Annotated in this window: 25 protein-coding genes; 22 read left to right on the forward strand and 3 right to left on the reverse strand. The window is 64.4% G+C overall.

What is annotated here, in order from left to right:
• The first annotated feature begins 21 nt into the window (after positions 1 to 21).
• Positions 22 to 366, forward strand: a complete 345-nt coding sequence (locus Q0D45_RS02670; RefSeq protein ID WP_293388119.1) for a DMT family protein — start codon at positions 22 to 24, stop codon at positions 364 to 366.
• A gap of 69 nt (positions 367 to 435) precedes the next feature.
• Entirely contained in the window at positions 436 to 1,911 is a 1,476-nt protein-coding gene (locus Q0D45_RS02675) for an amidase (RefSeq protein WP_293388121.1), read from the forward strand.
• Here Q0D45_RS02675 and Q0D45_RS02680 read toward each other — a convergent pair.
• On the reverse strand, positions 1,908 to 2,699 hold the full coding sequence (locus Q0D45_RS02680) for a peptidoglycan DD-metalloendopeptidase family protein (protein WP_293388124.1): 792 nt from the start codon (positions 2,697 to 2,699) through the stop codon (positions 1,908 to 1,910). The two genes, Q0D45_RS02675 and Q0D45_RS02680, sit on opposite strands and share 4 nt — an antisense overlap.
• Positions 2,700 to 2,818: 119 nt before the next feature.
• The gene (locus tag Q0D45_RS02685; RefSeq protein WP_293388127.1) at positions 2,819 to 3,709 is read right to left on the reverse strand and encodes a DnaJ C-terminal domain-containing protein; all 891 of its coding nucleotides are present in this window, start codon (positions 3,707 to 3,709) and stop codon (positions 2,819 to 2,821) included.
• Positions 3,710 to 3,919: 210 nt separating this feature from the next.
• Between Q0D45_RS02685 and gshA the strand changes: the two genes are divergently transcribed.
• From gshA to Q0D45_RS02715, 6 genes are all read left to right on the forward strand, one after another.
• Positions 3,920 to 5,248, forward strand: a complete 1,329-nt coding sequence (gene gshA / locus Q0D45_RS02690) for a glutamate--cysteine ligase (RefSeq protein ID WP_293388130.1) — start codon at positions 3,920 to 3,922, stop codon at positions 5,246 to 5,248.
• 29 nt (positions 5,249 to 5,277) lie between these two features.
• Positions 5,278 to 5,484: a hypothetical protein gene (locus Q0D45_RS02695; protein WP_293388133.1), complete on the forward strand. Its 207-nt coding sequence runs from the start codon at positions 5,278 to 5,280 to the stop codon at positions 5,482 to 5,484.
• Between the two features lie 9 nt (positions 5,485 to 5,493).
• Positions 5,494 to 6,198, forward strand: a complete 705-nt coding sequence (locus Q0D45_RS02700; protein ID WP_293388136.1) for an acetoacetate decarboxylase family protein — start codon at positions 5,494 to 5,496, stop codon at positions 6,196 to 6,198.
• A gap of 59 nt (positions 6,199 to 6,257) precedes the next feature.
• Entirely contained in the window at positions 6,258 to 7,148 is an 891-nt protein-coding gene (locus tag Q0D45_RS02705; RefSeq protein WP_293388139.1) for a DMT family transporter, read from the forward strand.
• Between the two features lie 138 nt (positions 7,149 to 7,286).
• Complete coding sequence (locus Q0D45_RS02710; RefSeq protein WP_293388142.1) at positions 7,287 to 8,282, forward strand: hypothetical protein; 996 nt, start codon at positions 7,287 to 7,289, stop codon at positions 8,280 to 8,282.
• Positions 8,283 to 8,412: 130 nt separating this feature from the next.
• Entirely contained in the window at positions 8,413 to 10,509 is a 2,097-nt protein-coding gene (locus Q0D45_RS02715; RefSeq protein WP_293388145.1) for a prolyl oligopeptidase family serine peptidase, read from the forward strand.
• Positions 10,510 to 10,563: 54 nt separating this feature from the next.
• Here the strand turns inward: Q0D45_RS02715 and Q0D45_RS02720 are convergent, their stop codons facing one another.
• Complete coding sequence (locus Q0D45_RS02720) at positions 10,564 to 11,907, reverse strand: choice-of-anchor Q domain-containing protein (RefSeq protein WP_293388148.1); 1,344 nt, start codon at positions 11,905 to 11,907, stop codon at positions 10,564 to 10,566.
• Between the two features lie 275 nt (positions 11,908 to 12,182).
• Between Q0D45_RS02720 and Q0D45_RS02725 the strand changes: the two genes are divergently transcribed.
• From Q0D45_RS02725 to atpA, 14 genes are all read left to right on the forward strand, one after another.
• A complete protein-coding gene (locus Q0D45_RS02725; protein ID WP_293388151.1) occupies positions 12,183 to 14,126 on the forward strand; it encodes a CocE/NonD family hydrolase in 1,944 nt (647 codons plus the stop codon).
• Between the two features lie 98 nt (positions 14,127 to 14,224).
• On the forward strand, positions 14,225 to 17,533 hold the full coding sequence (locus tag Q0D45_RS02730; RefSeq protein WP_293388154.1) for a response regulator: 3,309 nt from the start codon (positions 14,225 to 14,227) through the stop codon (positions 17,531 to 17,533).
• Positions 17,534 to 17,659: 126 nt separating this feature from the next.
• A complete protein-coding gene (locus Q0D45_RS02735; protein WP_366946322.1) occupies positions 17,660 to 18,361 on the forward strand; it encodes a response regulator transcription factor in 702 nt (233 codons plus the stop codon).
• Between the two features lie 14 nt (positions 18,362 to 18,375).
• On the forward strand, positions 18,376 to 18,828 hold the full coding sequence (locus Q0D45_RS02740; protein WP_293388157.1) for a CoA-binding protein: 453 nt from the start codon (positions 18,376 to 18,378) through the stop codon (positions 18,826 to 18,828).
• Positions 18,829 to 18,955: 127 nt separating this feature from the next.
• Positions 18,956 to 19,624, forward strand: a complete 669-nt coding sequence (rsmG, locus tag Q0D45_RS02745; RefSeq protein WP_293388160.1) for a 16S rRNA (guanine(527)-N(7))-methyltransferase RsmG — start codon at positions 18,956 to 18,958, stop codon at positions 19,622 to 19,624.
• A 35-nt stretch (positions 19,625 to 19,659) separates the two neighbouring features.
• On the forward strand, positions 19,660 to 20,451 hold the full coding sequence (locus Q0D45_RS02750) for a ParA family protein (protein WP_293388163.1): 792 nt from the start codon (positions 19,660 to 19,662) through the stop codon (positions 20,449 to 20,451).
• On the forward strand, positions 20,452 to 21,297 hold the full coding sequence (locus Q0D45_RS02755) for a ParB/RepB/Spo0J family partition protein (protein WP_293388166.1): 846 nt from the start codon (positions 20,452 to 20,454) through the stop codon (positions 21,295 to 21,297).
• Between the two features lie 113 nt (positions 21,298 to 21,410).
• A complete protein-coding gene (locus tag Q0D45_RS02760) occupies positions 21,411 to 22,196 on the forward strand; it encodes an SDR family oxidoreductase (protein WP_293388169.1) in 786 nt (261 codons plus the stop codon).
• A 325-nt stretch (positions 22,197 to 22,521) separates the two neighbouring features.
• The gene (locus Q0D45_RS02765; RefSeq protein WP_293388172.1) at positions 22,522 to 22,869 is read left to right on the forward strand and encodes an ATP synthase subunit I; all 348 of its coding nucleotides are present in this window, start codon (positions 22,522 to 22,524) and stop codon (positions 22,867 to 22,869) included.
• Complete coding sequence (gene atpB / locus Q0D45_RS02770; protein ID WP_022976123.1) at positions 22,869 to 23,678, forward strand: F0F1 ATP synthase subunit A; 810 nt, start codon at positions 22,869 to 22,871, stop codon at positions 23,676 to 23,678. The genes Q0D45_RS02765 and atpB overlap by 1 nt, the downstream gene beginning before the upstream one ends.
• A gap of 98 nt (positions 23,679 to 23,776) precedes the next feature.
• Positions 23,777 to 24,052, forward strand: coding sequence for a F0F1 ATP synthase subunit C (gene atpE / locus Q0D45_RS02775; protein WP_293388177.1), 276 nt, complete (start codon positions 23,777 to 23,779; stop codon positions 24,050 to 24,052).
• Positions 24,053 to 24,100: 48 nt separating this feature from the next.
• The gene (locus Q0D45_RS02780; protein WP_293388178.1) at positions 24,101 to 24,574 is read left to right on the forward strand and encodes a F0F1 ATP synthase subunit B; all 474 of its coding nucleotides are present in this window, start codon (positions 24,101 to 24,103) and stop codon (positions 24,572 to 24,574) included.
• Positions 24,574 to 25,110 (forward strand): F0F1 ATP synthase subunit delta, encoded by a 537-nt coding sequence (locus Q0D45_RS02785; protein WP_293388180.1) that lies wholly within the window; start codon positions 24,574 to 24,576, stop codon positions 25,108 to 25,110. The genes Q0D45_RS02780 and Q0D45_RS02785 overlap by 1 nt, the downstream gene beginning before the upstream one ends.
• An 84-nt stretch (positions 25,111 to 25,194) precedes the next feature.
• On the forward strand, positions 25,195 to 26,748 hold the full coding sequence (gene atpA / locus Q0D45_RS02790; RefSeq protein WP_293388182.1) for a F0F1 ATP synthase subunit alpha: 1,554 nt from the start codon (positions 25,195 to 25,197) through the stop codon (positions 26,746 to 26,748).
• Positions 26,749 to 26,768: the final 20 nt, after the last annotated feature.

Raw genomic sequence — 26,768 nt, forward strand, 5'->3', positions numbered from 1 at the left:
GTTTCCAGTCACGGACGTCTCATGAATTTTTCCGTTGTCGCTCAGACTGCCGGCCTGCTGCTGCTGTCGAATCTGTTCATGACCTGGGCCTGGTACGGCCACCTGAAGACGCTCGGCGACAAGCCGCTGTGGATCGCGATCCTGTCCAGCTGGGGCATCGCGTTGTTCGAGTACTCGCTGATGGTGCCGGCCAACCGCATCGGCTTCGGTACCTTGAGCCTCGCGCAGCTGAAGATCCTGCAGGAGGTCATCACGCTGCTGGTGTTCATGCCGTTCGCCCTGCTGGTGATGAAGCAGCCGCTGAAGCTCGATTTCCTGTGGGCCGGTTTGTGCATGTGTGGCGCCGTCTACTTCATCTTTCGCTGATCGCTGCGGCATCTTCCGCAGATCGCGGCGGCATTTCCCGCCGATCGCACAACCACTTTTCTTCCCATCATGTTCAAGGAATATCCGGCGTACGACGCCACCGGCCTCGCCGAACTGGTCGCTCGGCGCGAGCTGGGTGCCGGCGAGTTGCTGGATGCCGCGCTTGCCCGTCTCGATGCGGTCAACCCGAAGATCAACGCCTTCTGCGCGCCGATGATCGACGCCGCCCGGCGGCGCGCCAACGGTCCGCTGAGTGGCCCGTTTGCCGGCGTACCGTTCCTGATCAAGGACATCGCCCAGAATGTGGCCGGCGTGCCGACCAGCGCCGGCAGCCGTGTGCTGAAGGATTGGTGCCCGGAAGTCAGCTCCGAAATCGTGTTGCGTTTCGAGCGCGCCGGCCTGGTCAGCTTCGGCAAGACCACCACGCCCGAGCTGGCGCTGAAGGGCTGCACCGAATCGCTGCTGTTCGGCGCTACCCGCAATCCCTGGAATCTGTCGCGCACGCCGGGCGGTTCGTCCGGCGGCGCCGCTGCGGCTGTCGCAGCCGGCATCGTGCCGGCAGCCAGTGCTTCCGATGGCGGTGGCTCGATCCGCATTCCGGCTTCGTACTGCGGCCTGTTCGGTCTCCGTCCCGGCCGGGGTCGGGTGCCGCCGGGGCCGAGCCACGACGAGTTCTGGGAAGGCGCTTCCAGCGAGCACGTGCTGAGCCACACGGTGCGTGATTCGGCGCGGATGCTCGATGCCATTCACGGTGCCGATGAAGGCAGCCCGTTCCGCATCGCCGGGCCCGAGCGGCCGTATGCCGAGGAAGTCGGTCGCGATCCGGGAAGGCTGCGGATCGGTTTTTCGACCGCATCGCCGATCAACCAGCCGGTCGATCTCGACTGCGTCCGCGCTGTGCACGAGACCGCGAAGCTGCTGGAAAGCCTCGGCCATCACGTCGAGGAAGCCGCGCCCGAGATCGACGGCGAGGCGCTCGCCCACTGCTACCTGACCATGTATTACGGCCAGACCGCGGCGACCGTCGACCACGCCCGCGAACTGAGCGGTGCGGAAGAAAGCGCGTTCGAACTCGATACTCGCGTGCTGGCCGCATTCGGCCGCAGCCTGACCGCTGGCGAGTACGTGGCCAGTCGTCAGCGCTGGAATGATTTCATGCGCGCGATGGGCCGCTTCCACAGCCGTTTCGATCTGTATCTGACGCCCACCGTAGCGCAGCCGGCAGCGGGCATCGGTGCGCAGGACACGCCGTTGGCGGAAAGGATCGGCTTGCGTGCGGTGCTCAAGCTCGGCCTTGCCCGGCGCCTGCTGGACAGCGGCGTGGTCGACAGGATCGCCGCCAAGAGCCTGGGCCGCGTGTCGTTCACGCAGCTGTCGAACCTGACTTTCACGCCGAGCATGTCGGTGCCGCTGGCGAGCTTCGCCGACGGCATGCCGCTGGGTGTGCAGTTCGTTGCCGCCACCGGCGGTGAAGGGCTGCTGATCAGGCTCGCTTCACAGCTGGAACAGGCGCAGCCCTGGGCAGGGCGGCGAGCTGCGATCTAGGTTCTACTGACACCGGACGAGGCGCGCCGAGGACGCTTCGGCGCCTCGACCACCGGCTTCGGCGCAGCGGCGGCAACCCGTGGCCGGCGCACCGGCTTCTTCAGCGCATCGATGCGCAGCAGCAGATTCGGATCCGGGCAGCGGGCCATCCAGGTGGCTTTTTCCGAGGCTCGGCAGACGCCTGGATAGTCGCCTTCGCGGCCATCGAGTTCGCGGATGATCTGGAAGTGCAGATGCGGCGCCCAGCCGACGTTCTCGTGCGGCTGACCGAGCCAGCCCAGCGGTTCGCCGATGCCGACCTTGCGGCCACGCGGCGACAACTGCAGCGACTGCCGCGACAGATGCCCGTACAGCGTGTGGAAGCGGATGCCCTGCAGCTCGTGTTCGAGGATCAGGGTCGGGCCGTAGTCGCCGAATTCCTTGTTGTCGCGCGTCGAATGAACGACCCCCGGCAGCACCGCGTGCACCACGGTGCCGGCCGAAATCCACAGGTCGACGCCGAGATGCACGGTGCGTGGTTCTTCCGAGCCGGTGCCGTAGAGATCGCTCATCCGGTACAGCGCGCGATCCTCACCGTAGCCGCCCGCGGCGAAATCGGCATTGGCGACGCGCAGCTTGCGCAGGATCCAGCGATGGAACGCGGCGGCATCGGCCGGGTCGGTGCCTTCCAGGGCGTCCGGGCCGGGGCCCAGGATCAGCGGCAGGCAGCGCTTCGTATTCAGCGCGAACGATAGCGGGCTCGCGGCCGGCGTCGTCGCCAGTAACTTGCTGAAGGTGTCGCGTGCCATCGTGCTCAGGCCCCGTCCATAAACCCTGTCATTGCCGAGCGCTGCGCGGGCTGAACCCGGAGCTGGCAACGGCAAACCGTCATTGTGCCGCGTAGCGCGCCGCAAGTCGCCCCCGATTTTCACGATGTGCCCCGTGTGCGAGGGTCGAAGTTCGGGAATTGCGCCTGCATCTGCTCGTAAACCTGTCGCTGGGCATCGGTTTCCGGTGCCGGTGTCTGCACCTGGATGGTGACGAACTGATCGCCGTCCGGACTGCCGGGCAGGCCGCGTCCTTTCAGGCGCAGGCGTCGTCCAGACAACGTGCCCGGTGGCAGGTTCAACTCGACGGTGCCGCCGAGCGTCTGCACCGGCACCGCCTTGCCGAGCGCGGCTTCCCAGGGCGCCACGTTCAGGTTCATGTGCAGATCGCGACCCTCCGGCTTGAACAGCGGATGCGGCGAGAACGTCACATCCAGCAGCAGGTCGCCGCCACGCGGCGCCTGGCCGGGCAGGCGAATGGTCTGGCCGGAGGCCACGCCCTTCGGGATGCGCACATTCAGCGTGCGATTGCCGATCGAGATGTTGCGGGTGGCGCCGCTGTAGGAATCTTCGAGTGCGATCGACAGCGAGGCCTGCTGATCGCGCGGTGGCCCGCCGAAGCCGCCGCCCTGATCGAAGCCGCCGCCCGCGCCACCGGCGCCGCCGAACAGCGTCGAGAAGAAATCGGAGAAATCGCCACCGCCGGCGCCACCGCCCATGCCGCCACGGCCACCACCGCCCCAGCCGGGGGGCGGCGTGAAGCGCTGACCGTTCTGCCAGTTGGGACCCAGCTGGTCGTAGGCGGCGCGCTTTTTTGGGTCGCCGAGCACTTCGTTGGCTTCATTGGCGGCCTTGAAGCGATCCTCGGCGTCCTTGGCCTGGTTACGGTCCGGATGGAATTCGCGCGCCAGCTTGCGATAGGCGCGCTTGATCTCGGCCTCGCTGGCGGTACGCGGCACGCCCAGAATCTTGTAGTAATCCTTGTATTCCATCGTTTTCCGAAAGCGGCGGCGGGATGTCGAAAACCTGTCAAGGCGTCGCTCAATGGCTTGGGGGCGAGCGCCGATCGTTCAAGAGCCCGGCCATGGCGACAGCGCTCGCGGCCGCCGCGCGAAGTGAAGGATTAGAGGTCTGGACGATGTTAACGATCGGTTACGCTACGTCTCCCGCGCGCACCCTCGCGCCAGCCGGCAGATGCCGTCATGCCTTCGCTCTCGCACCACGCCGTTCCCAACCTGACCACCGCCCAGACGGCGCCCCTGTTGCGTTTCGAAAGCCTGCTGCTCGAGCGCGCGGCCGAGATCGAACGCTGGTTCCGCAATCAATGGGCGACCACGCCGCCGCCGTTCTACTGTTCGGTGGATCTGCGCAACGCCGGCTTCAAGCTGGCGCCGGTCGATACCAACCTGTTTCCCGGCGGCTTCAACAATCTGAACCCGGCGTTCGAATCGCTGTGCGTGCAGGCGATCCAATCGGCGCTCGATCGGGTGATGTCGACCGCCTGCGACGTGCTGCTGGTGCCCGAGAACCACACCCGCAATCGCTTCTATCTGGAAAACGTTGCCGCCTTGCAGGGGCTGATCCAGAAGGCTGGCTATACGGTGCGTCTTGGCTCGCTGCGCAGCGATCTGAATGAACCGGAGACCATCACACTGGATTCCGGCCGCACCCTGCATCTGGAACCGATCCATCGCGACGGCGATCAGGTCTATGTCGGTGATTTCCGGCCCTGTGTCGTGGTGCTCAACAACGACCTGTCGGCCGGCCGGCCGCCGATTCTCGACCAGATCGCCCAGCCGGTGATCCCGCCGCTCGGCGTGGGCTGGAACACGCGCCTGAAGACCCAGCACTTCGGCATCTACCGCGAAGTGGCGGCCGAGTTCGGCAAGCTGCTCGGCATCGATCCCTGGTGGGTCGATCCGCTGTTCCGCAACTGTGGTCAGATCAACTTCAAGACGCGAGAAGGCGAGGACTGTCTGGCCTCGAACGTCGAACTGCTGCTCGAAGACATCGCCGAGAAGTACCGTGAGTACGGCGTCAAGGACGAGCCGTTCGTGATCGTCAAGGCTGACGCCGGCACCTACGGCATGGGCGTGATGACTGTGCGCAGCGCCGACGAGATCCGCAACATGAATCGTGACGCGCGCAAGAAGATGGCTTCGGCCAAGGAAGGCAACGAAGTCACCGGCGCGATCATCCAGGAAGGCGTCTACACCTTCGAGCGCTGGGGTGATGAGCAATCGACCGCCGAGCCGGTGGTCTACATGATCGATCGCCATGTGGTCGGCGGCTTCTACCGTGTGCACGGCGGCCGTTCGAACATCGAGAATCTCAACGCGCCCGGTGCCAGCTTCCAGCCGCTGGCGTTCGCCGAACCCTGCAACTGCCCGGACACCGCGCAGAACCCGGACGCCTCGCCGAACCGCTTCTACGCTTACGGCGTGGTCGCTCGCCTAGCTTTGGTGGCGGCGGCGCGGGAAACCGCCAACGCCCAGATGCGCGAGCCGAGCGTTGCCGAAGTCGCGGCCTGAAGCCTCACCGGGCCTGAGACTTTGATCCGATGATCAAGCTCCTGCTCTGGCTGCTGCTGTTCGTGCTGTGCTGGCCGCTCGCGCTGCTGGCCCTGGTGCTGTACCCGCTGTTCTGGCTGATCGCGCTGCCGTTCCGGCTGGTCGGCATCACTTTCGAAGCTCTGTTCGCGCTGCTGCGCGCCGTGCTGATGTTGCCGGCGCGTCTGCTCGGCGGCGGCCCGCGCAGTTCAACCTGAATCCGCATCATGTCCATCCTGCTCACCCCTGACCGCGATTTGCCGACCGTCCCGCTGGCGCCGGCACCCTGGTCGCTGACCGGCAGCGGCTACATCCTGATGGTCAAGCTGCCGTCGACGGTGCTCGACGATCCGCGCCACGTGCCGCAGGAACTGCGCGGCAAGCGCAGTGGCAAGTACGCGACGGTGATGCTGGTCGACTACGAGGATTCCGCAGTCGGCCCGTACCGAGAGTTGCTGTACATCCCGGGCAAGTTTCCGTTCAAGGGTGGGCCCAAGAAAAAGAATTACCAATCGATCACCCGCATCTATGTGTCGAGCATGGAATCGGTGGTCAACGGTCGCCGCAACTGGGGCATTCCGAAGGACGTGGCCAGCTTCGACTACCGCTATGGCGTTGATGGCATCGATCGCTTCGATACCCGCCTCGACGGCAAGCCGTTCGCCAGCTTCACCTTCAAGCCCGGCAAGCTGAAGTGGCCGTTCTCGACCGCGATCGTGCCCAATGCCCTGCTGCAGTTGGCGCAGCTGCACGGTGGCCAGCAGTTCGTCTATGCACCTTCGGCGAGCGGCAAGCTGCAGTTCGCGAAGCTGCTGGACTGGTCGTTCGACAGCACGCTGTTCCCGGACTTGAGCCAAGGCAAGGTTGTGGCCTGCGTCAAGGTGGCGCGCTTCACGATGGGCTTTCCGGTGTCGGTAGTGACGCCGGCCTGAGATAGCGGCCGTTTGCTGGCGGCCGCAGGTTTCCCGCGCATGAATGCCGTAGCCAGACGATGAACTTCGGCATCGGCGAGTTCTATTCCCTGAGCTGCGCGCTGGTCTGGGCGATTGCGGTCGTGCTGTTCAAGAAGGCCGGCGAATCCTTGAGCCCGTTCGCGCTGAACCTGTTCAAGAACACGCTGGCGGCGAGCCTGCTCGGCCTGACCGTGCTGTTCGTGTCGCCCGCCGTGCCGGCGCTGCCGCCCTTGTCGCTGCTGCTGATCCTGCTGTCCGGCTGGCTCGGCATCTGCCTTGGCGATACCTACTACCTGCGTGCGCTGAACCAGATCGGCGCCAGCCGCATGGCGGTCGCGCAGACCTTGTACTCGCCATTCGTGATCGGCCTGTCGGCCCTGTTCCTCGGCGAGCATCTGCGCGGGCCGCAATGGCTGGGCGCGTCGCTGATATTGCTCGGCGTGGTGCTGGTGACCTGGAGCCGCGATCCGACGCGCAGCGCGATCGACACCCGCAGCCTGAGAGTCGGCACCGCGATCGGCGTGCTGTCGGTACTGCTGATGGCGATCGGCATCGTCATCGCCAAGCCGATGCTGGCACTGCACGATTTCCTCTGGGTGGTCTGGCTGCGCCTGATCGGTGGCCTGATCGGCATGGCGCTGATCGTGGCCTGGCGTCGCAACGGGCCGGCGGTGATCGCCGAGTTCCGCAGCGTGCGTCACTGGCCGCAGGTGATCGCCGGTTCGATTGCCGGCAGCTATCTGTCGATGCTGCTGTGGCTGGCCGGCTACAAGTACACGAGCGCTTCGGTATCGGCGGTGCTCAACGAGACGGCGGCCGTGTTCATCGTGCTGTTCGCGGTGCTGTTCCTGCACGAGCGCGTGCGGTCTCGGCAGTACGCCGGAATCGCGCTGGCCATGCTCGGTGTTGCGCTGGTGGTGCTGCGCTGAGCGACGCAAATACGGCGCGCTTCTCAATGATTTTCGCGGCTGTCGCGAGGCCGGCGCCGCCCATCGCGGTTCGATTGCGAAGGGCCGGCGGCGGTCGCAAAGTCGTCACGAGATTTCTCGTTAATAAAAGAGCAAGCCGTGAAAAAATACTACTCAGCCTGGTTGGGTCGCTGCGTTGCGGGACTGCTGCTGGCCCTGTCCTGGAATGCTGCCGCGGCGGCCGCCAAGGCCACCGCCGTGTCCGGCAGCATCGATCCCATCAGCGGTTATCAGACGCTCAGTGGCAGCCTGAAGCGGGTCTGGACGCTGCTCAATGGCACCTACGTGCAAACCACCTCCGGCACTACGGCCGTTGCGGCGACGATCAAGGTAGCCGGCGTCAGCCGCCGTTACATCATCGTGCGGCCCAACCCGGCGCCTGCAGGCGCGCCGGTGCTGCTGCTGCTGCATGCCAACGGCGTGACGCCGGAGAACATGGCAAACCTGACCGAAGTGGCCGACTACGTGCAGACCCAGGGCTTCTGGGCCGTGCTGCCGGCCGCGATCGGCGGCACCTGGAAGGATGATCCGAGCACCAGCAACAAGGACGACACGCTATTCATCTCGGCGCTGATCGATACGCTGGTCACACAAGGTGTCGATGCCAGCCGCGTCTACGCGGGCGGCTATTCGAACGGCGGTTTCATGGCCGAGCGACTGGCCTGCGAGTTGTCGGACAAGATCGTCGCGTTCGGCATCAATGCCGCAACCCTGCGCACCGGCCTGGCCAATGTCTGCGCGCCAACCAAGCCCCGCGCCAAGGTTTATCTGCTTGGCACCGCCGACACCATCGTTCCCTACGATGGCGCCTTCAACATGAAGTCGGCGCTGTCGACGATGGCCTACTGGAACAGCAAGCAGGGCTGCGGTGGCGTCCTGGCCAGCTCGCTTCCGGACCGCGCCGCCGACGGCACCACGGCGCAGCTGACGCGCTACACCGGCTGCAATGGCGGCACGCTCGAGAACCGGCTGTACACGATCACCGGCGGCGGCCACGCCTGGTCCGGCGGCCTGACCAGCGCGCAGTACGTCACCAGCCAGGACCTCAAGGCCACCGGCGTGATCTGGAGTTTCGTCAGCGCCTATCGGCGCTGAAATCCCGCGCCACTCGGGGAGCGCTGCCGCCGCTGCGCTTCACGAGCGATTCCGGAACGTTTCAGCGAGCTTGGCGTCAGACTCCTGCGCGATATAGCCCGCAGGCCAATCACGGGCTGGAGTCGATCGGATGAATCAGTGGCTGACAGGAGCGGTGATGGCTTTGACCTTGTTCGGTAGCGGCATCACGGCCAGCACGGCGGCGGAAACGGCAGGCGACGATCCCTACCTCTGGCTGGAAAACGTCGATGGCGATCAGGCGCTGGACTGGGTCCGCGCCCGCAATGCGGTCTCGCAGAAAGAGCTGGAAGCCTCGGCCGATTTCAAGCCGATCCACGAGCGGCTGCTGAAGATCTACGACTCGAACACGCGCATCCCGTTCGTCACCAAGATCGGCCCGCTTTACTACAACTTCTGGCGCGACGCGAAGCAGGTGCGTGGCGTCTGGCGGCGTACCAGCCTGGCCGAATATCGCAAGCCGGAACCGGCCTGGGAAACGGTGCTCGATCTCGATGCGCTGGCCGCCACCGAGCAAGAGAACTGGGTCTGGAAGGGCGCGTCCTGCGTGCATCCGGACAACGACCGCTGCCTGCTCAGTCTGTCACGCGGCGGCGGCGATGCCGTGGTGATCCGCGAGTTCGATATCAGCAAAAAGAGCTTCGTTGCCGACGGTTTCCAGCTGCCGGAAGCGAAGTCCGACGTCGTCTGGGCCGATCGCGACCGGGTGCTCGTTGCCACCGATTTCGGTGCCGGCTCGCTGACCGACAGCGGCTATCCACGCATCGTTCGCGAATGGCAGCGCGGCACGCCGCTGGCCGATGCGGTGCAGGTGTTCGCTGGCGCCAGGGAAGACGTCGCAAGCGGCGCCATGGTCGTCGATTCCGGCGGCCATCATCATGAGCTGATGCGCCGTGCCACCACCTTCTACAGCGGCGAAAGCTGGCTGCGGGTCGACGGTGAATTCAAGCGTCTGGAGGTGCCGGAGGACGCCCAGGTTGGCTTGTGGCAGGACCAGCTGACCGTCGAGCTGCGCAGCGATTGGGCGATCGGCGGCAAGACCTATCCCGGTGGTTCGCTGCTGGTCATCGGTCTCGCCGATTTCCTCGGCGGCAAGCGCGCGTTTGCCAGTCTGTACACGCCGGGGTCGCGCAAATCGCTGAGCGGCCTCGCCAAGCTGAAGTCCGCGCTGATCGTCAACGAACTCGACAACGTCCGCAGCAAGCTCTACGAGCTGAAGCAGGTCGATGGCATCTGGACGCGCACGGCAATCGACGCGCCCGCCTTTGGTGCGCTCGGGGTCTCGGCTGTCGACGATGACGAGTCCAATGACTACTGGTTGACCATCACCGATTTCCTGACCCCGACCAGCCTGCACTACGCCGCACTCGGCAAGCCGGGCAGCGACAAGCTGAAAGCCTTGCCGAGCTACTTCGATGCCCAAGGACTGGAGATCAGCCAGCACGAGGTGAAGTCGAAGGACGGCACCAAGGTGCCGTATTTCCAGGTGTCGAAGAAGGGCCTCAAGCTCGACGGCAACAATCCCACGCTGCTCTACGGCTATGGCGGTTTCGAAGTGTCGATGCAGCCGGGCTACAGCGCCGGCATGGGCGCGGCCTGGCTGGAGCGCGGCGGCGTCTATGTGCTGGCCAATATCCGCGGCGGCGGCGAGTTTGGCCCGGCTTGGCATCAGGCGGCGCTGAAGGCGAACCGCCAGCGTGCTTACGACGATTTCATCGCCATCGCCGAAGACCTGAGCAAGCGCAGGCTGACCAGCCCCAGGCATCTCGGCATCCAGGGCGGTTCCAACGGCGGCCTGCTGATGGGCGTGATGCTGACTCAGCGTCCGGACCTGTTCGGCGCCGTGGTCTGCCAGGTGCCGCTGCTCGACATGCGCCGCTACAACCAGCTGCTCGCCGGTGCGTCGTGGATGGGCGAATACGGCAATCCGGACATTCCCGAGGAATGGGCCTGGATCTCGAAATACTCGCCGTACCAGAACCTCAAGAAGGACGCGAAGTACCCGAGAGTGCTGTTCACCACCTCGACCCGCGACGACCGCGTACACCCCGGCCACGCCCGCAAGATGGCCGCTCGCATGGCCGAGCAGGGCCATGATTTCCTGTACTACGAAAACATCGAAGGCGGCCACGGCGGCGCGGCGAACAACCAGCAGCAGGCCTACATGAATGCGCTGGCCTACACCTTCTTCTGGAAGCAGCTGCGCTAGCGGCCAACGTGACGAGACCGGGCTGGCACTGTGGCCGTCCCGGTCTCGTTGGCGCTATTGAAGTAGCTCGTAGGCGCCAATATCGCAGCGCAGACCACGACGGCCGTCATCGTTCGGTGGGCGGCGTGCGCCGCGCTGGTCGACGGCTGCGCAGGCGTCGGTTGCTGACGACGGATCGATCGCATCGACGAGCAAGCTGCCGCGGCGCGGCTTATGGGTGGCGGTCACGCCGCCGCCGAGACGCAGGGGTTCGATCAGTGTTCCGATCGAGTTGCTGTCGATCTGATATTGCCCCGGACAGAAATAGTTCGAGAGACTGACGATGGTGTTCTGCGACGTATAGCTGCCGTCGTTCACGCAATCGGTGTTCGAGACTTCAGGCGGAATATCCAGATCGTACGGCGGTTCATCTTCATCAGGCGGTTCCCGCATCAAATGAGCGGAAAGATTGCCGGACATCAACGATCCATACAGCGAAACTGTTCCTGAGTTGTACAGGCCTCCGCCGATGTTGTTGGTGATGGTGACGAACGACAGGTTCATGGTGCCGAAGTTGGCCACGGCACCAACAAGGTCGAAGGCAAAATCTTCAGCGATCTTGTTGAAGTTTCCAGAGATGGTTGAACTGCTGGCCTCCAACACGCCTACGTTGTAAATGGCAAAGCCGCCGGAGTACTGACTAGCGCTGTTGCTAGAAAACAGCGATTGCTCGATGTAGGCGCTGCCCGCGTTGTATAGGCCGCCACCGGATCTGCTTCCGTTGGCGCGGACTTCGCTGCGCCGCAGGAACAGCGTTCCGGAGTTGAACAGTCCTCCGCCTGAGCTTGAAGAATTGACATTCTCGATCAGGCAGTTCTCCAGTGTCATCGTGCCTTGGTTGGCGATGCCACCACCGCGTGTTGCATTCGAGATCAAAAAATCTGCAGTAATTCTAGTGTTGCGCAGCATCGCCGTGCCGGCATTGAGAATGTTGCCGCCGCCGTTCGGGGCACTTGAATTGGCTCCTTTTGTAATCGTCAGGCTCGTGGCTCTGAAACTGGCGCCAGAAAGAATCTCCAACACGCGGTCACGGTAGCCGCCGTCGATGATCGTGGTGTCGCGAGCGGCTCCGGCAATGTCGAGTGCGCCGCCGACGTCGAGATCGCCCACCGAGTTGTCCTGCTCGTCGCCCACGCCGGCAGTGCCCAAGCTCAGTACATACCGGCCTGCCGGCAAGCGGATCAGATCGGCACCGGGATGCAGGTTCGCGGCCTGTACTGCTTCGCGTAGCGAACAATCGCTGTTGCAGACACCGTCGAAAGTATCGTCGGTCTTGGTCACCGTGTAAGTCGCTGCCATGGCTGGCATGACCGCTGTGCAGGCGAGCATCGCCAGCGCTGTTCTGAGTAAAGTCGTCATTGGTTTGTCTCCCCGAGTGTTTGTCTGTGCCTCCCGATCGGGATGGCACGGAATTCCGCCGCTGCGATCTACCTCCGCAGTTTTCTAGTAATCGCGATCGTGACATCGCTGGAAACAAGCTCGCATGAGTGCTTGCGCGAATTCAAGCGCTCCAGGGGTGGTCGATAAATGCTGGTGGTGGTCTGCCGGCGGTCTGACGGAATGGCCCGCATCGTTGGCGGCGAATTCCCTAAACTCCGCAGCACAACCAGAAAAATTCGATCGAGGAGCGAGTCATGAACAAGTTGATGCGGGCGCTGTTGCCAGGCCTGTTGCTGTTGCTGTCCGCCTGCAACAGCAAGAGTTCGTCGGCGACCGATCCTGTCGACCCCGGCACTCCGCCGCCGGTGGTCGCGTGCAGCAATCCGCTGCCGGCCGGGGCCTTCGACCGTTCTCTGGTCGTCAACAGCCCGTCGGATTCCGATCCTTCGACCCACCCGACGCCGACCTCGACGATTTACTTCACCGTGCTGCTGCCCGAGCGCTGCCCGGGCGCCGGTTATCCGCTGGTGCTGCACAGCCACGGCTACGGCGGCAAGCGGCTGCGCACCCTGGCGGCGACCGGCAGCCTGCCGACCGGTGACCCGCACTTCCCGTCGATCGACGCGCTGACCCAGGCCTTGCCGCGCCATGGCTATGCGGTGATCAGTGTCGATCAGCGCGGTCACGGCGAATCCGCTGCCAACACCAAGGCGCGGATCATCGATCCGGCGCTGGAAATCCAGGATCTGCGGCGCATCCTCGACTGGGCTTACGACAACGCCGCGGCCTACAACTTCCAGACCGAGACCGGCACCGGTATCGACCGCGATCTGAAGGTCGGCACCATCGGCTACAGCTATGGTGGCGGCTACCAGATGACGCTTGCCGCGCTCGATCCGCGCATCGACACCATCGTGCCGAACGGCACCTGGAACAATCTGCTGTACAGCCTGCTGCCCGGTGATGGCGTGAAGCTGGGCTTCGATGGCCTGCTGTGTCTGCTCGGCGCCACCGGTGGTGTCGAGAACACGCCGATCGTCGCGGCTTTGTGCAATCAGGTGGGCGTGCAGAACCTGTTCGCGTCGACGGTGCGTACCCGCGACGATCTGGTTGCCGCCCTCGGCCGGCCGTTGACGCAGCCGCGGACGATCGAGGAGGCCGAGGTCAATCCGTTCTTCTACAGCCACAGCACGCGCTACTTCGAGACTCAGCAGGCGGCTGGCCAGCCCTGGGGTTTCGGTGAAACGAGTGCAACCTTGCGGCGGGTGCCGGCGCTGTTCCTGCAGGGCAATCGCGACGTGTTGTTCAACCTCACCGAAGCCAAGCGCAACGCCGACTACTTCGCGGCGACGGGCGCCGATGTGCGCCTGCTGTCGACCGAAGGCGGGCATATGAATCCGCTCGCCAACCAGATTGAAGGCACCGCCAACTGCGGCACGGTGATCGGCCTCGACAGCATCCTCGCCTGGTACGACCGCTGGCTGAAGGGCGTCGACTCCGCCGCCTTCGACGGCATTCCGAAAGTCTGCATTTCGGTGGCGGATACGGTCGCCGGCCAGCCCGGTGGCACGCCCGCAGGCTTGGCGCTCGATGCCATGCCGGTCGGCTCGCAGACCGGTGCCGGCGGCGTGCCGGCGCGACTGGAAACGGCGACGGTCAACGTTGGCGCGGTGCTGTCCAGCGCACCGACCTTCGTGCCGGTGACCACGATCGCAGGCAGCGGCCGAGTGCTGGCCGGCGTGCCTCGTATGAGTTCGATCAGCGTCGTCGGTGGGCCCAACGTGCTGCCGCGTGCAGCTATCGCCCTGGTCGGTGTCGGCATCCGTCGCAATGGTTCGCTGATCCTCGTCGATGATCAGATCACGCCATTCGTCGAAGGCCTGCACACCTTCAATCGTGGCCACCAGAACAGCATCATCGAGCTGCCGGCGATCGGTGAGCAGTTGCTGGATGGTGACGAGGTTGGCCTGCTGTTCTACGAGCAGCAGGTGCAGTACGCAGCGATCCTCAGCGCAACCAGCGCCCCGAACCTGACCAATGTCGTCAATGTGGCGCTGGGCACTACGCTGCCGGCGTTCGGTTCATCGCTGGACGGCAGCCTGCTCTCCGCGCCGAACCCCTATGACGCCGTGGCGACCGGCATCGAACTGCCGATCCTGATTCCGGCCGAGTATCCGGGCGCGTCGCTGCGCCGCTGAAACTGCCGCTGATACCGCGCTGACATCATGTGTCAGCGCGGTGACATCAGACTGATACCGGCGCTGCGTACGCTGGGCGGATAGAAGCAAGTGCTGTGATGAACCCGGACCGAAGCGTTGCGATGACCGATGCCGAACCACCGTTCTCCGCTGAAACGCCAGCAGACGCAGACCTCAGCCGGCTGAGTGCGGCGGTGGGCGACGGGCATCAGGCCAATCTGGCCGATTGGGCCGATCTCGCCGAATCGCTGCCCGGCGCGGTGTTCCAGCTCAGCATGGATCGTGATCGGCGCATCCGCTATCACTACGTCAGCAGCCGGGTTCGCGAGGTGCTGGGGATCGAGTCTCAAGCGGTACTCGACGATCCCATGCTTCCGCCGAGCCTGGTGCTGCAGGAAGATTCGGCGCCGCTTTACCAGGCTTATGTGCAGTCGGCGGTCGACGTGAAGCCGTTCTCGGTCGATGTCCGCATCGTCCGGCCTGATGGCGTGCAGCGCTGGATGCGCACTTCGGCCACGCCGCGCAAGACCGACTACGGTTTTCTCTGGAACGGCTGGTGGAACGATGTCACCGACGAGATCGAAAGCCGCGAACGATTGATCGCCACCGAACGCTCGCTGCGCGATGTCGCCGAGCGCGCCGAGCGGCAGCTGCGCACGATCACCGATTCGCTGCCCGGCGTGGTCTACCAGTACCGCATGGCGCCGACCGAAGTCGGCCGCTACACGATGATCAGCGATCAGGGCGCCGCCCTGTTCGGCAAGACCCGCGACGAGGTGCTGAACAATCCGATGAGCTTGATCGGCCTGGTCAGCGGCGCGGACCGGGCGAAGCTGGTCGGCGGTTTCATGCTCGGTGCCAAGGAGCAGCGCAACATCGAAGTCACCTATCGCTCGAAGGTGGCGGGCGATCGCGAAGCCTGGCTGCGCACCTTCGCCAAGCCGGTGCCGCAGGACGATGGCTCGGTCGCCTGGAGCGGCTTCACGCTCGATGTCAGCGCCGAAGTTGCCACCCGGCAGAAACTGGAAGCCACCGAGCAGCGCCTGAGCGAGATCGTCAAGGCGGTGCCGGGGCTGGTCTATCGCTTCCGGGCCTTCGGCGACAACCAGTTTGAAACCACCTTCGTCAGCGAAGGTATCCGCGAACTGGCCGGCATCGAACCGTCCAGCGATCCTGTGCGGCTCAACGCCCAGATCATCCAGGCGATCATGCCGGACGACCTGGTTGCGATGCTGGCGGCGACGGCAGAGTCGATCAAGACCCAGACCGAGATGCGCCGCGATTTCCGGATCCGCCACCTGAAGACCGGCGAACTGCGCTGGCTGCGCACCATCGGCATGCCGCGTCGCCAGGCTGACGGCAGTACCGCGTTCACCGGCGTCTGGCAGGACATCAGCCACGCCAAGGCGCTGGAACTGGAATTGACCGCGGCGACCGAAGCGGCACAGGCCGCGAGCCGCGCCAAGAGCGAGTTTCTGGCCAACATGAGTCACGAGATCCGCACGCCGATGAATGCGATTCTCGGCTTGTCGCAGCTTGGCAATCGCTCGCGCGATCTGCCGCAGGCGCGCGATTATCTGGCCAAGATCCACAGCTCGGCGCGATCGCTGTTGCAGTTGCTCAACGACGTGCTCGATGTCTCGAAGATCGAAGCCGGCAAGCTATCGCTCGAAGCGACACCGTTCCAGCTGCATGCGGTGCTCGAAAACCTGTCCGGCATGCTCAGCGTGCATGCCGCGCAGAAAGGCCTGGAGCTGTCGTTCGATATCGACGCCAGTGCGCCCGATGCGCTGATCGGTGATCCGTTCAGGCTCGGCCAGATTCTCGCCAACCTCACCGGCAACGCGATCAAGTTCACCGATGCTGGCGACGTCGTGGTGCGAGTCGGCGTGGTCGAACGCAGCGAGCACGAGGTGCGGCTCGGCTTTGCCGTCGAGGACAGCGGCATCGGCATGAGCCAGGACGAGATCAGCCGACTGTTCCGGGCGTTCTCGCAGGCTGATTCCTCGACCACGCGCCGCTACGGCGGCACCGGGCTGGGGCTGACGATCTGCAAGCGTCTGGTCGAGATGATGGAGGGCGACATCAGCATCGACAGCCAGCCGGGGCAGGGCAGCTGTTTCCGCTTCACGGTGCGCTTCGGAGTCGCCGCCACGCCGGCGGCGCGCGTCGTGCCGGAAGCATTGCGCGATCTGCGTGTGCTGGTGGTCGATGACAACCCGATTGCGAGTGAAATTCTTGACAGCCATCTCACGGACTTCGGCTTCCGCGTCACCGTTGCCGGCGATGGGATCGAAGCGGTGGCGCGGGTCCGGGGTTCGCGCCACGATCCCTTCGGCCTGGTGCTGATGGACTGGCAGATGCCGCAGATCGATGGCATCGAAGCGGCGCGACGGATTCGCGCCCTCGGCCCGCCGCAACCGCCGCTGATCATCATGGTCACCGCGTTCGGTCGCGAGGAAATCGAGCACGAGGCGCGCGACGTCGGACTCGATGGATTCCTGGTCAAGCCTGTCAACCCATCGCTGCTGCTCGATGCCATTCTCGATGCCTTCGGCAGTCCGGCGTCGTCGTCTGCGCCGGCGGTTGGCGAGGAACTGCCGCGACCGGTATCGCTGCGCGGCTTGAAGGTGCTGGTGGCCGAGGACAACGAGATCAATCAGCAGGTCGCCAGTGAACTGCTCGAAGCGGCGGGGGTCGAGGTGTGCATTGCGCCAAACGGCTGCGTTGCCGTCGAAATGGCGAGCGCCCAGCGCTTCGATGCCGTGCTGATGGATTTGCAGATGCCGCTGATGGACGGCCTAGAAGCCACCCGCCGCCTGCGCGAGATCGGCGGCGCGCTGGCGTATCTGCCGATCATCGCGATGACCGCCAACGCGATGCCTGCGGACCGCGCGCGCTGCCTGGCCGCCGGCATGAACGACCATCTCGGCAAGCCGATCGATGTGCGCCGCCTGTATGCGCTGCTGGCGCACTGGAGCCAGACCGGGCCGGTACTCGCGTCGGCGCCGGCAGCGCTGCCATGGGTGCCTGCAACCCCGCCGTCGAACGTCTCGGTGGCCGGCGATGATGGTTGCGATTTCGCCACCGCGATCGAACGTCTGGGCGGCAGCCGGGATCTGTGGACGAAGTTGGCGCGGCGCTATCTCGATACGCCGCGCGCTGCAGTGGAGATCGAACAGGCGCTCGCCGCAGGCTTTGCCGGTGCGGCGAAACGGGCGGCCCATACGATCAAGGGTGTGGCGGCAACGCTGGGTGCCGTCGACGTCGCCGATGTCTCGGCCCAGCTCGAGCAGGCGCTGCTGAGCGATGCCGCAGCGGACGAAATCCGGCTGCGGCTGATCGTGCTCGATCGGCTCGACGTGGGCCTTCGTAACGCCATCCGCCAGCAGCTCGACGCCGGCTGATCCCGCCTGGAAGCAATGACACGCTAATCTCTGCATGCGCAGCGCAAGCCTGCGTTCGCCCAGAGGAGCCTGACCCTGTCACCCCGGATCGCCATCGTCGACGACGACCCGCTGCTGCGTGAACTGCTGGTCGATTACCTGGCGGGCCAGGGCTATTCGGCGTTGCCCTGCGACGGTGGCGCCAGCCTGCGCGACCTGTTCGCGAGCAGCCCGCCGGACTGCGTGATCCTCGATCTGGTGATGCCCGATGAAGACGGCCTGAGCGTGCTGCGCTGGTTGCGCGCCGGCTCCGATGTGCCCTTGATCATGCTGACCAGCAGCGATGCGCTGGCCGATCGCATCGTCGGTCTCGAACTCGGTGCCGACGATTACGTTGCCAAGCCTGCCGATCTGCGTGAACTGCTGGCCCGCGTGCGCAGCGTGCTGCGCCGGCATCGGCCGGCGGTGGCCGCGCCGCCAGCATCAGACGCGGCGCAGGGCATGCTGGCGGAAGACAGCGCGCGCTGGTTCGGCCGCTGGCGGCTCGATCGGGCACGGCGCCGCCTGGTTGATTCGACGGGCGATATCCTGCTGATCACCGGCGCGGAGTTCGGCCTGCTGTGCGCGTTCGCCGAGCATCCGAACGTGATCCTGTCGCGCGACAAGCTGCTGATGCTGTCCGGCACCGATCCCGGCGAAGTGTTCGATCGCGCGATCGATCTGCGCATCACCCGGCTGCGCAGGAAGATCGAACCGATCCCCGGCGACCCGACCGTGATCCGCACTGTGCGCGGCCACGGCGGCGGCTACCAGTACCTGCTCTCGAACGGCCCCAACCACGGCCACTGATACTGACACTGACCATGAACCGCCACCCGAACCTGCTCGACACTCCTGCCGACATCAGCGCGCTGCTGGCGGCGACGCGGCGCATCGCCGTGCTCGGCATCAAGCCGGAATCGCATGACGATCAGCCAGCGCATTACGTGCCGGCAGCACTGGCGGCGGCCGGTTACCAGATCGTGCCGGTGCCGGTCTATTACCGCGACGTCACCAGCATCCTCGGTCAGCCGGTCTATCGGCGGCTGGTCGATGTGCCGGGGCCGATCGATCTGGTCGACGTGTTCCGCTTGCCGGCCGCCTTGCCTGGTCATCTCGACGATCTGCTCGCTGCCAAGCCACGCGCGGTCTGGTTGCAGACCGGCATTCGCGACGATGTCTTTGCCATGACGCTGGCCGAGGCCGGCATCCTGGTCGTGCAGGATCGCTGCCTGATGGTCGAGCAGCAGCGGCGCGGCGCGCGGCCGGCAATTTGACGCCCGGGACGACGCGGGCGGGGTGGCCGGAACCTCGGGCTTATACTGCGCGGCCTGATTCCCGTGCCTGTGCCATGCCCGCCTGCTGTTCGAACCCATCGCCATTCGCTGTGCCCCGGTCTCGCCGATGAGCGACAGCAAGCATCCGCACAGCGAAAAGCGCCTGCGCGCAGGGCTGGAACGCTTCGGGTTGGACGTGGGCCTGACCGAGCCGCTGATGCGTTACCTCGGCGAACTGGAGAAATGGAACGCCACCTACAACCTGAGCGGCATCAAGTTCGTCGACGAGATGGTTACCCGCCATGTCTTCGATTCGCTCGCGGTGTTGCAGGCGCTGCCGGCTTACGCGCCCGGTGCGCGGATGCTCGATGCCGGCAGCGGCGCCGGCATTCCGGGCCTGATCCTGGCGATCGTCCGGCCTGATTTGAACGTCACGACGCTCGATTCCGCCGGCAAGAAAGCCCGCTTCATGCGCCATGTGATCCGCACCATGGCACTGCCGAATGCCGAAGTGTTCGAAGGCCGCGCCGAGGATCATCAGCCGGCCGAGCCGTACCCGCTGATCATCAGCCGCGCGTTCGCCAGCCTCGCCGACTATATCGGCGTGACCGAGCATCTCGGTGGCGCTGACACCCGCTGGCTATCGATGAAGGCGCATGTCGATACGGCAGAGAAAGCCGGCCTGCCGGCGGGCTTCGCGATCGAGTCGACCCATCGCCTGCTGGTGCCCGGCCTCGATGAGATGCGCCAGTTGCTGATCATCGGCCGCAGGCCTGCTGCCGACGCCGTGCTGTAGCCTGTTACGCACCCGCTCTCCGTTCACCGAACTCAATGACCCGCATCATCGCGATCGCCAACCAGAAAGGCGGCGTCGGCAAGACCACGACGACCATCAACCTCGCGGCTTCGCTGGCGGCGACGCGGCGGCGCGTGCTGCTGGTCGATCTCGATGCCCAGGGCAATGCGACGATGGGCTGCGGCGTCGACAAGTACCGCCTGCTCTACAGCGTTCGCGACGTGCTGCTCGAAGCGGTCACGCCGCAGGCGGTGATCATTCATCCCGAAGGCCTCGGCTTCGGCGTGATGCCGGCCAATGCCGACATGACCGAAGCCGAAATCAAGCTGCGCGAGATGCCCGCGGGTGATTTCGCGCTGAAGCTGGCGCTGGAATCGGTGGCCGTCGATTACGACTACATCCTGATCGACTGCCCGCCGGCGCTTTCCAAGCTCACCGTCAATGCTTTCGTCGCCGCCGACGGCGTGCTGATCCCGATGCAGTGCGAGTACTACGCGCTTGAAGGGCTCACCGCGCTGGTCGACACGATCAAGAAGATCCAGCGGGTGATCAATCCGCGGCTGGAGATCGAAGGCCTGCTGCGGACCATGTTCGATCCGCGCAACAACCTGTCGAACGATGTTTCGGCCCAGTTGCTGCAGCACTTCGGCGACAAGGTCTATCGCACCCTGGTGCCGCGCAACGTGCGCCTGGCCGAAGCGCCCAGTCATGGTCTGCCGGCGATCACCTACGATCCTTCTTCGGCCGGGGCCAAGGCTTATCTGGCGCTGGCCGGGGAATTGCTGCGTCGCCATGATGGCGGTCAGATGTCTCTGGAAAATCAATAAATGTCGGTCAAGAAACGGGGGTTGGGCCGCAGTCTCGACGCGCTGCTCGGCAGTTCGCAGCCGCAGGCGGTGGAAACGGCGGGCGATGAGCTGCGCGAACTGGCGCTGGATAGTCTGGTCGCCGGCCGCCATCAGCCGCGGCGCAGTTTCGATCAGAGCCAGCTCGAAGCGCTGGCCGAATCGATCAAGGCGCAGGGTGTGGTGCAGCCGATCATCGTTCGCGAGATCGAAGGCGGCCAGCACGAGATCGTGGCCGGTGAACGGCGCTGGCGGGCGGCGAAGCTGGCCGGTCTGTCGGTCATTCCGGCTGTGGTCCGCAAGATGGAAGACCGCGCGGCGATGGCGGTGGCGCTGGTCGAGAACATCCAGCGCGCCGATCTGAACCCGCTCGAAGAAGCCGAAGCGCTGCGCCGGCTGATCGATGATTGCGGTCTGACTCATGAACAGGCGGCCGAAGCGGTCGGCAAGTCACGCGCTTCGATCTCGAACCTGCTGCGCCTGATCGATCTCGATGCAGGCGTTCAGATGATGGTTCGCAACGGCCTGATCTCGCTCGGCCACGCCAAGGTGCTGATGGGCGCCACGGCCAGCCGGCAGGCGGAACTGGCGAAGCAGGTGGTCGAACGCGAACTGACCGTGCGCCAGACCGAAGCCCTGCTGATGGCTACCTCGCGACCGCCGGCGGCTGCACCTGCGCCGCTGCCGCCGTCGCCGATCGCCAGCGAAATCGGCGAACGCATCGGCTTGCCGGTGACCTTGACCCAGTCTCCGCGTGGCAAGGGCAAGCTGGTGATCTCGTTCGACAACAACGCGCAGCTGCAGCAGGTGTTGAAGCTGCTGCGCTGAAGTCTGCAGTGGGGCCGAAGCACACTGGCCCAAAGGTAATCTCTCGTTTCGCAAGGCACTGCGTACACTGCGGCGGCGCAGCATCCCGCGCTGAACCGATACGAGACTCGCCCATGTCGCCATACAAGACCGCTCTGATCACCGGAGCCTCCAGCGGCATCGGTGCTGCCTTCGCCGCAGCACTCGCCCGGTCCGGTACCGATCTGATCCTGGTCGCCCGTTCCGAAGACAAGCTGCGCGCACTGGCCGGCGAGCTGACCCGCGAAACCGGTCGCAACATCCAGGTAATCGCTGCCGATCTGTCGAAGCCGGAATGCGGGTCCAAGCTCAAGAAGGCGGTCGATGCACTGGAAATGCACGTCGATCTGCTGATCAACAACGCCGGCTTCGGCACCACCGGTGCGTTCGAGAAGCAGGACGCGGGCCGTGAAGCCGAAGAAATCCGCCTCAATGCGGCCGCGGTTGTCGATCTCGCCCATGCCTTCCTGCCGGCGATGCTGGAAGCCAAGCACGGCGGCATCATCAATATCGCCTCATCGGCCGCGTTCCAGCCGATGCCGTACTTCGCCGTCTATGCTGCGACCAAGGCCTTCGTCTATTCGTTCAGTGATGCGCTGTGGGAAGAAGTGCGCGGCCGCGGCGTGCACGTGATGGCGGTCTGCCCGGGACCGGTCGATACCGGCTTCTTTGAAGCGACCGGCGCTCACAACCTGCGCAAGAAAGTGCCAGCCGGAACCATGGTGTCGGCGGAAACCGTGGTCGATGCCGCTCTCGATGGTCTGGCGGGCCGCAGCCGCCTCGTGGTGCCGGGCGGATTGATGAAAATCAGCGCGGCGGCGAGCGCCCTCGTGCCGCGTGCGCTGATGACCCGCCTGGTCGGCCGCTTGATGAAGCGCTGAAACCTGCTGCCGAGCGCCGGTCTTCAAGCCGTCGTCTGTCACGAAGCTGGTGCAGTTCGACGGTATCGATCACGGCAGCCTGATTGCCGCAACGCACCATTTCTCGCCTTTACGGTTATTTGGCGTCCTTTGGACATGGTTCTGATCTGCACCAGAAGTCTCACATCGGTGACAATTTGCATCGGCATGACGGAGCCTATGAAAAACGTAATGCGCGACGATTGCAGGGATTTCAGGACGTAATGGTTGAAGATCGGCGTTGTTGCTGCGTATACTCCGCGCGCTTCGACGCCTCCCGGCGCTCATTGCGGAGCTCATAGCTCGCATGAAAACAGCCAGACGAATCGCCCAGCAGCAGCTTTTCATCGCCTTGCTGGGAGCTGTGATCTGGACTTGGATCGGTGGAATCCATTCGGGACTGGCGGCCGCGGTGGGCGGGGGAATTGCAGCAACGTTGACGTTTTATGCAGCGCTCAAGACGTTCGGTAAACATTCCGATGACCCCAATCTGGTGGTCACGAATTTTTTCCGCGCGCAGATGCGTAAGTTTGCGTTGGCAGCAGTGTTGTTCGTGATGGCAGTGAAAATATTTGGCAGCAATTTCGCACCGTTGATTACGACGTTTGCGGTTGCGCTTTTGGTTTACTGGTGGGCTCTGACCTGGGATTCGTGATGTCAGCAGAAAGCGGCGCAGCCAAGACTCCAGCGGAATACGTCTCGCATCACTTGATGCATCTGACGTCGAATCACGATGCGGGTTTCGTCTCTATGACGAACTGGCACATCGATACCCTAGTGTTTTCGACGGTACTCGGCCTCATTTTTCTGACCCTGTTCCGTATCGCTGCCGTGCGAGTCACCAGCGGCGTGCCGGGCAAGCTGCAGAACTTCGTCGAAGTCATCATCGAATTCGTCGACAACTCGGTGAAGGACAGCTTCAAGGGCGATCGTTCCTTCGTCGCTCCGTTCGCGCTGACCATCTTCTGCTGGGTGTTCCTGTGGAATTGCATGGATCTGGTGCCGGTCGATCTGCTGCCGCTGTTCAGCGAGCATGTCCTCGGCCTTGAGCATCTGCGTGTGGTGCCGTCCGCCGACATGAGCGCCACCTTCGCGCTGTCGCTGTCGGTGTTCTTCTTCATCTTCTGGTACAGCTTCAAGTCCAAGGGTGTGGTCGGCTTCGCCAAGGAATTCCTGACTCATCCGTTCGGCGCCAAGCTGCTGCCGTTCAACATCATCCTGAACACCGTCGAATATCTCGCCAAGCCGCTGTCGCTGGCGCTGCGACTGTTCGGCAATCTCTACGCAGGCGAGCTGATCTTCATCCTGATCGCGCTGCTGCCCTGGTGGGCGCAGGTCATTCCCGGCATGGGCTGGATGATCTTCCACATTCTCGTCGTGACCCTGCAGGCGTTCATCTTCATGACGCTGACCATCGTGTACCTGAGCATGGCCAACGAGAATCACGACGCTGAGCACCATTAAGCAGTCGCTTTCAAGCAGTAGCTTTCTGTAGCTGCCGCAGCACCTCACTCAGTAAAAACCTCAACGCTTTTCAACGCAGAACCCCAACGGAGCACTTCATGGAACTCGTCGCCCAAATCCAAGCCAACACCGCGCTGACCATCGGTCTGATCTTCGGTCTGGCAGCCCTCGGTACCGCCATCGGCTTCGGCCTGCTGGGCGGCAAGTTCCTGGAAGGCGCCGCTCGCCAGCCGGAACTCGCGAACATGCTGCAGACCAAGATGTTCATCATCGCCGGCCTGCTCGACGCGGTCGCGATCATCGGCGTTGCCATGGGCCTGCTGATGATGTTTGCGAACCCGCTGCTCGCCGTTGTCACGACCGCCGCGCAGTAAAGCGCGCTGTCTGAAGGCTGTTTGATCCTCTTTTACGGAGCCTAAGCGATGCAGGCCAGTATTCCATCCATCGTCGGCCAGATGATCGTGTTCGCGATCTTCGTCTGGTTCACGATGAAGTTCGTATGGCCGCCGATCACGAAGGCCCTCGACGAGCGCCGCGCGCGCATCGTCGACGGTCTGGCTGCGGCGGAGAAGGGTCAGAAAGCGCTGATCGAAGCCTCCTCGCGCGGTGACGAAACTCTGAAGGCTGCGCGTACGCAGGCTCAGGACATCGTTGCCGCCGCGAACAAGCAGGCGACCCAGATGGTCGAGCAGGCGCGTGCCGATGCCGAGTCCGAAAAGGCTCGCATCGTCGCCGCCGGCCACTCCGAAGTCGTTCGCGAAGTGACGCAGGCCAAGGATGCGCTGCGCAAGCAGGTCGGTGAGCTGGCGGTTGCCGGTGCCTCGAAGATCCTGAAGCGCGAGATCAATGCCGGCGCCCACGCCGAGCTGATTGCTGAGCTGGCGGCGAAAGTCTGATGGCCGAGCTGAGCACACTGGCGCGGCCGTACGCGAAAGCGGTGTTCGAGCTCGCGCGCGATGCATCGCGGTTCGGCGACTGGTCGGCGATTCTTCGCGGACTGGCTGACGCGGTCAGCGATCCGGCGGTGGCTGCTGCCATCGGCCATCCGGCGGTCAGCAAGGGTCAGCTGTCGCAGGCGCTGGTCGAGGCCATCGGCCCGCAGATCGGCGCCGACGGTTCGAACCTGCTGCATTTGCTGATCGACAACGGCCGCCTGAAGCTGGCGCCGGCGATCGCTGCCGAGTTCGAAGCGCTGCGCGCCGAGGCCGAGGCGACGATCGATGTCGAGATCACCACGGCATCGGTGGTCGAGCCGGCGCGTCTGGCCGAGCTGATCGATGCAGTCGCCAAGCGCCTCAGCCGCAAGTTGAATGTGACCACCAAGGTCGACGAAAGCCTGCTGGGTGGTGCCGTGATCCGCGCTGGCGATCTGGTCATCGACGGCTCGGCCGTCGGCGAACTGGATCGTTTGCGTCAGCAGCTGATTGCCTGAATCCCCGAACCTCATTCGGCGGATTCGAACTAATTTCCCGGCCTGCCGTGGCCCAAAACGGCGAGCTAGAACCGAGCACATGACATGCAACTGAATCCTTCCGAAATCAGCGACCTGATCAAGAGCCGCATCCAGAATTTCGCGGCCGCGACCGAGGCCCGGAATACCGGCACGATCGTGTCGCTGGCTGACGGCATCGTCCGCATCCACGGTCTGTCCGACGCGCTGCAGGGCGAAATGCTCGAGTTCCCGGGCGTCGGCGGCGAGCCGACCTACGGTCTGGCGCTGAATCTGGAGCGCGACTCGGTCGGCGCCGTCGTCCTCGGTGACTACAAGCACCTCACCGAAGGCGACACGGTGAAGACCACCGGCCGCATTCTCGAAGTGCCCGTCGGCCGTGGCCTGCTCGGCCGCGTCGTCGATGCGCTCGGTCGTCCGATCGACGGCAAGGGTCCGATCGTCAGCGACGGCACCAGCCCGATCGAAAAGATCGCTCCGGGTGTCATCGCCCGTCAGTCGGTCGATGAACCGGTGCAGACCGGCTACAAGGCCGTCGACGCGATGATCCCGATCGGCCGCGGCCAGCGCGAACTGATCATCGGCGACCGCCAGACCGGCAAGACCGCGATGGCGATCGACGCGATCATCAACCAGAAGTCCACCGGCATTAAGTGCGTCTACGTCGCCATCGGCCAGAAGGCTTCGTCGATCGCCAACGTCGTCCGCAAGCTGGAAGAGAACAATGCGCTGGCGCACACCATCGTCGTCGCCGCTGCGGCGTCCGATGCGGCTGCGCTGCAGTTCGTCGCGCCGTACTCCGGCTGCACCATGGGCGAATATTTCCGTGACCGTGGCGAAGATGCGCTGATCGTTTATGACGATCTCTCCAAGCAGGCCGTTGCCTACCGTCAGGTGTCGCTGCTGCTGAAGCGCCCGCCGGGCCGTGAAGCCTACCCGGGCGACGTCTTCTATCTGCACTCCCGTCTGCTCGAGCGTGCGGCCCGCGTCAACGCCGATTACGTCGAAAAGTTCACCAACGGTGCGGTGAAGGGCAAGACCGGCTCGCTGACCGCGCTGCCGATCATCGAAACCCAGGCGGGTGACGTCTCGGCCTTCGTGCCGACCAACGTGATCTCGATCACCGACGGCCAGATCTTCCTCGAAACCGATCTGTTCAATGCCGGCATCCGTCCCGCCATGAACGCCGGTATCTCGGTGTCGCGCGTCGGTGGTGCGGCCCAGACCAAGGTGATCAAGAAGCTGTCGGGCGGCATCAAGCTGGCGCTCGCCCAGTACCGTGAACTCGCGGCGTTCGCGCAGTTCGCGTCGGATCTGGATGAGGCGACCCGCAAGCAGCTCGAGCGTGGCCAGCGCGTCACCGAACTGATGAAGCAGAAGCAGTACGCGCCGATGTCGGTCGCCGAAATGGCCGCTTCGCTGTACGCCGCCGAAAAGGGCTTCCTCGATGACGTTGCGGTCGAAAAGATCGGCGCTTTCGAAGTCGCCATGCAGCAGTTCCTGGCGACCAGCCACAAGCCGCTGCTCGACAAGCTGAACGTCAAGGGCGACTGGAACGATGCGCTGGAAGGCGAACTGAAGGCCGCGATCACGGCGTTCAAGAAGCAGTCCGCGATCTGAGTCCGCCAGTCCACCTCTAG

The sequence above is a fragment of the Nevskia sp. genome, assembly GCF_023266035.1.
Lineage (GTDB): Bacteria > Pseudomonadota > Gammaproteobacteria > Nevskiales > Nevskiaceae > Nevskia.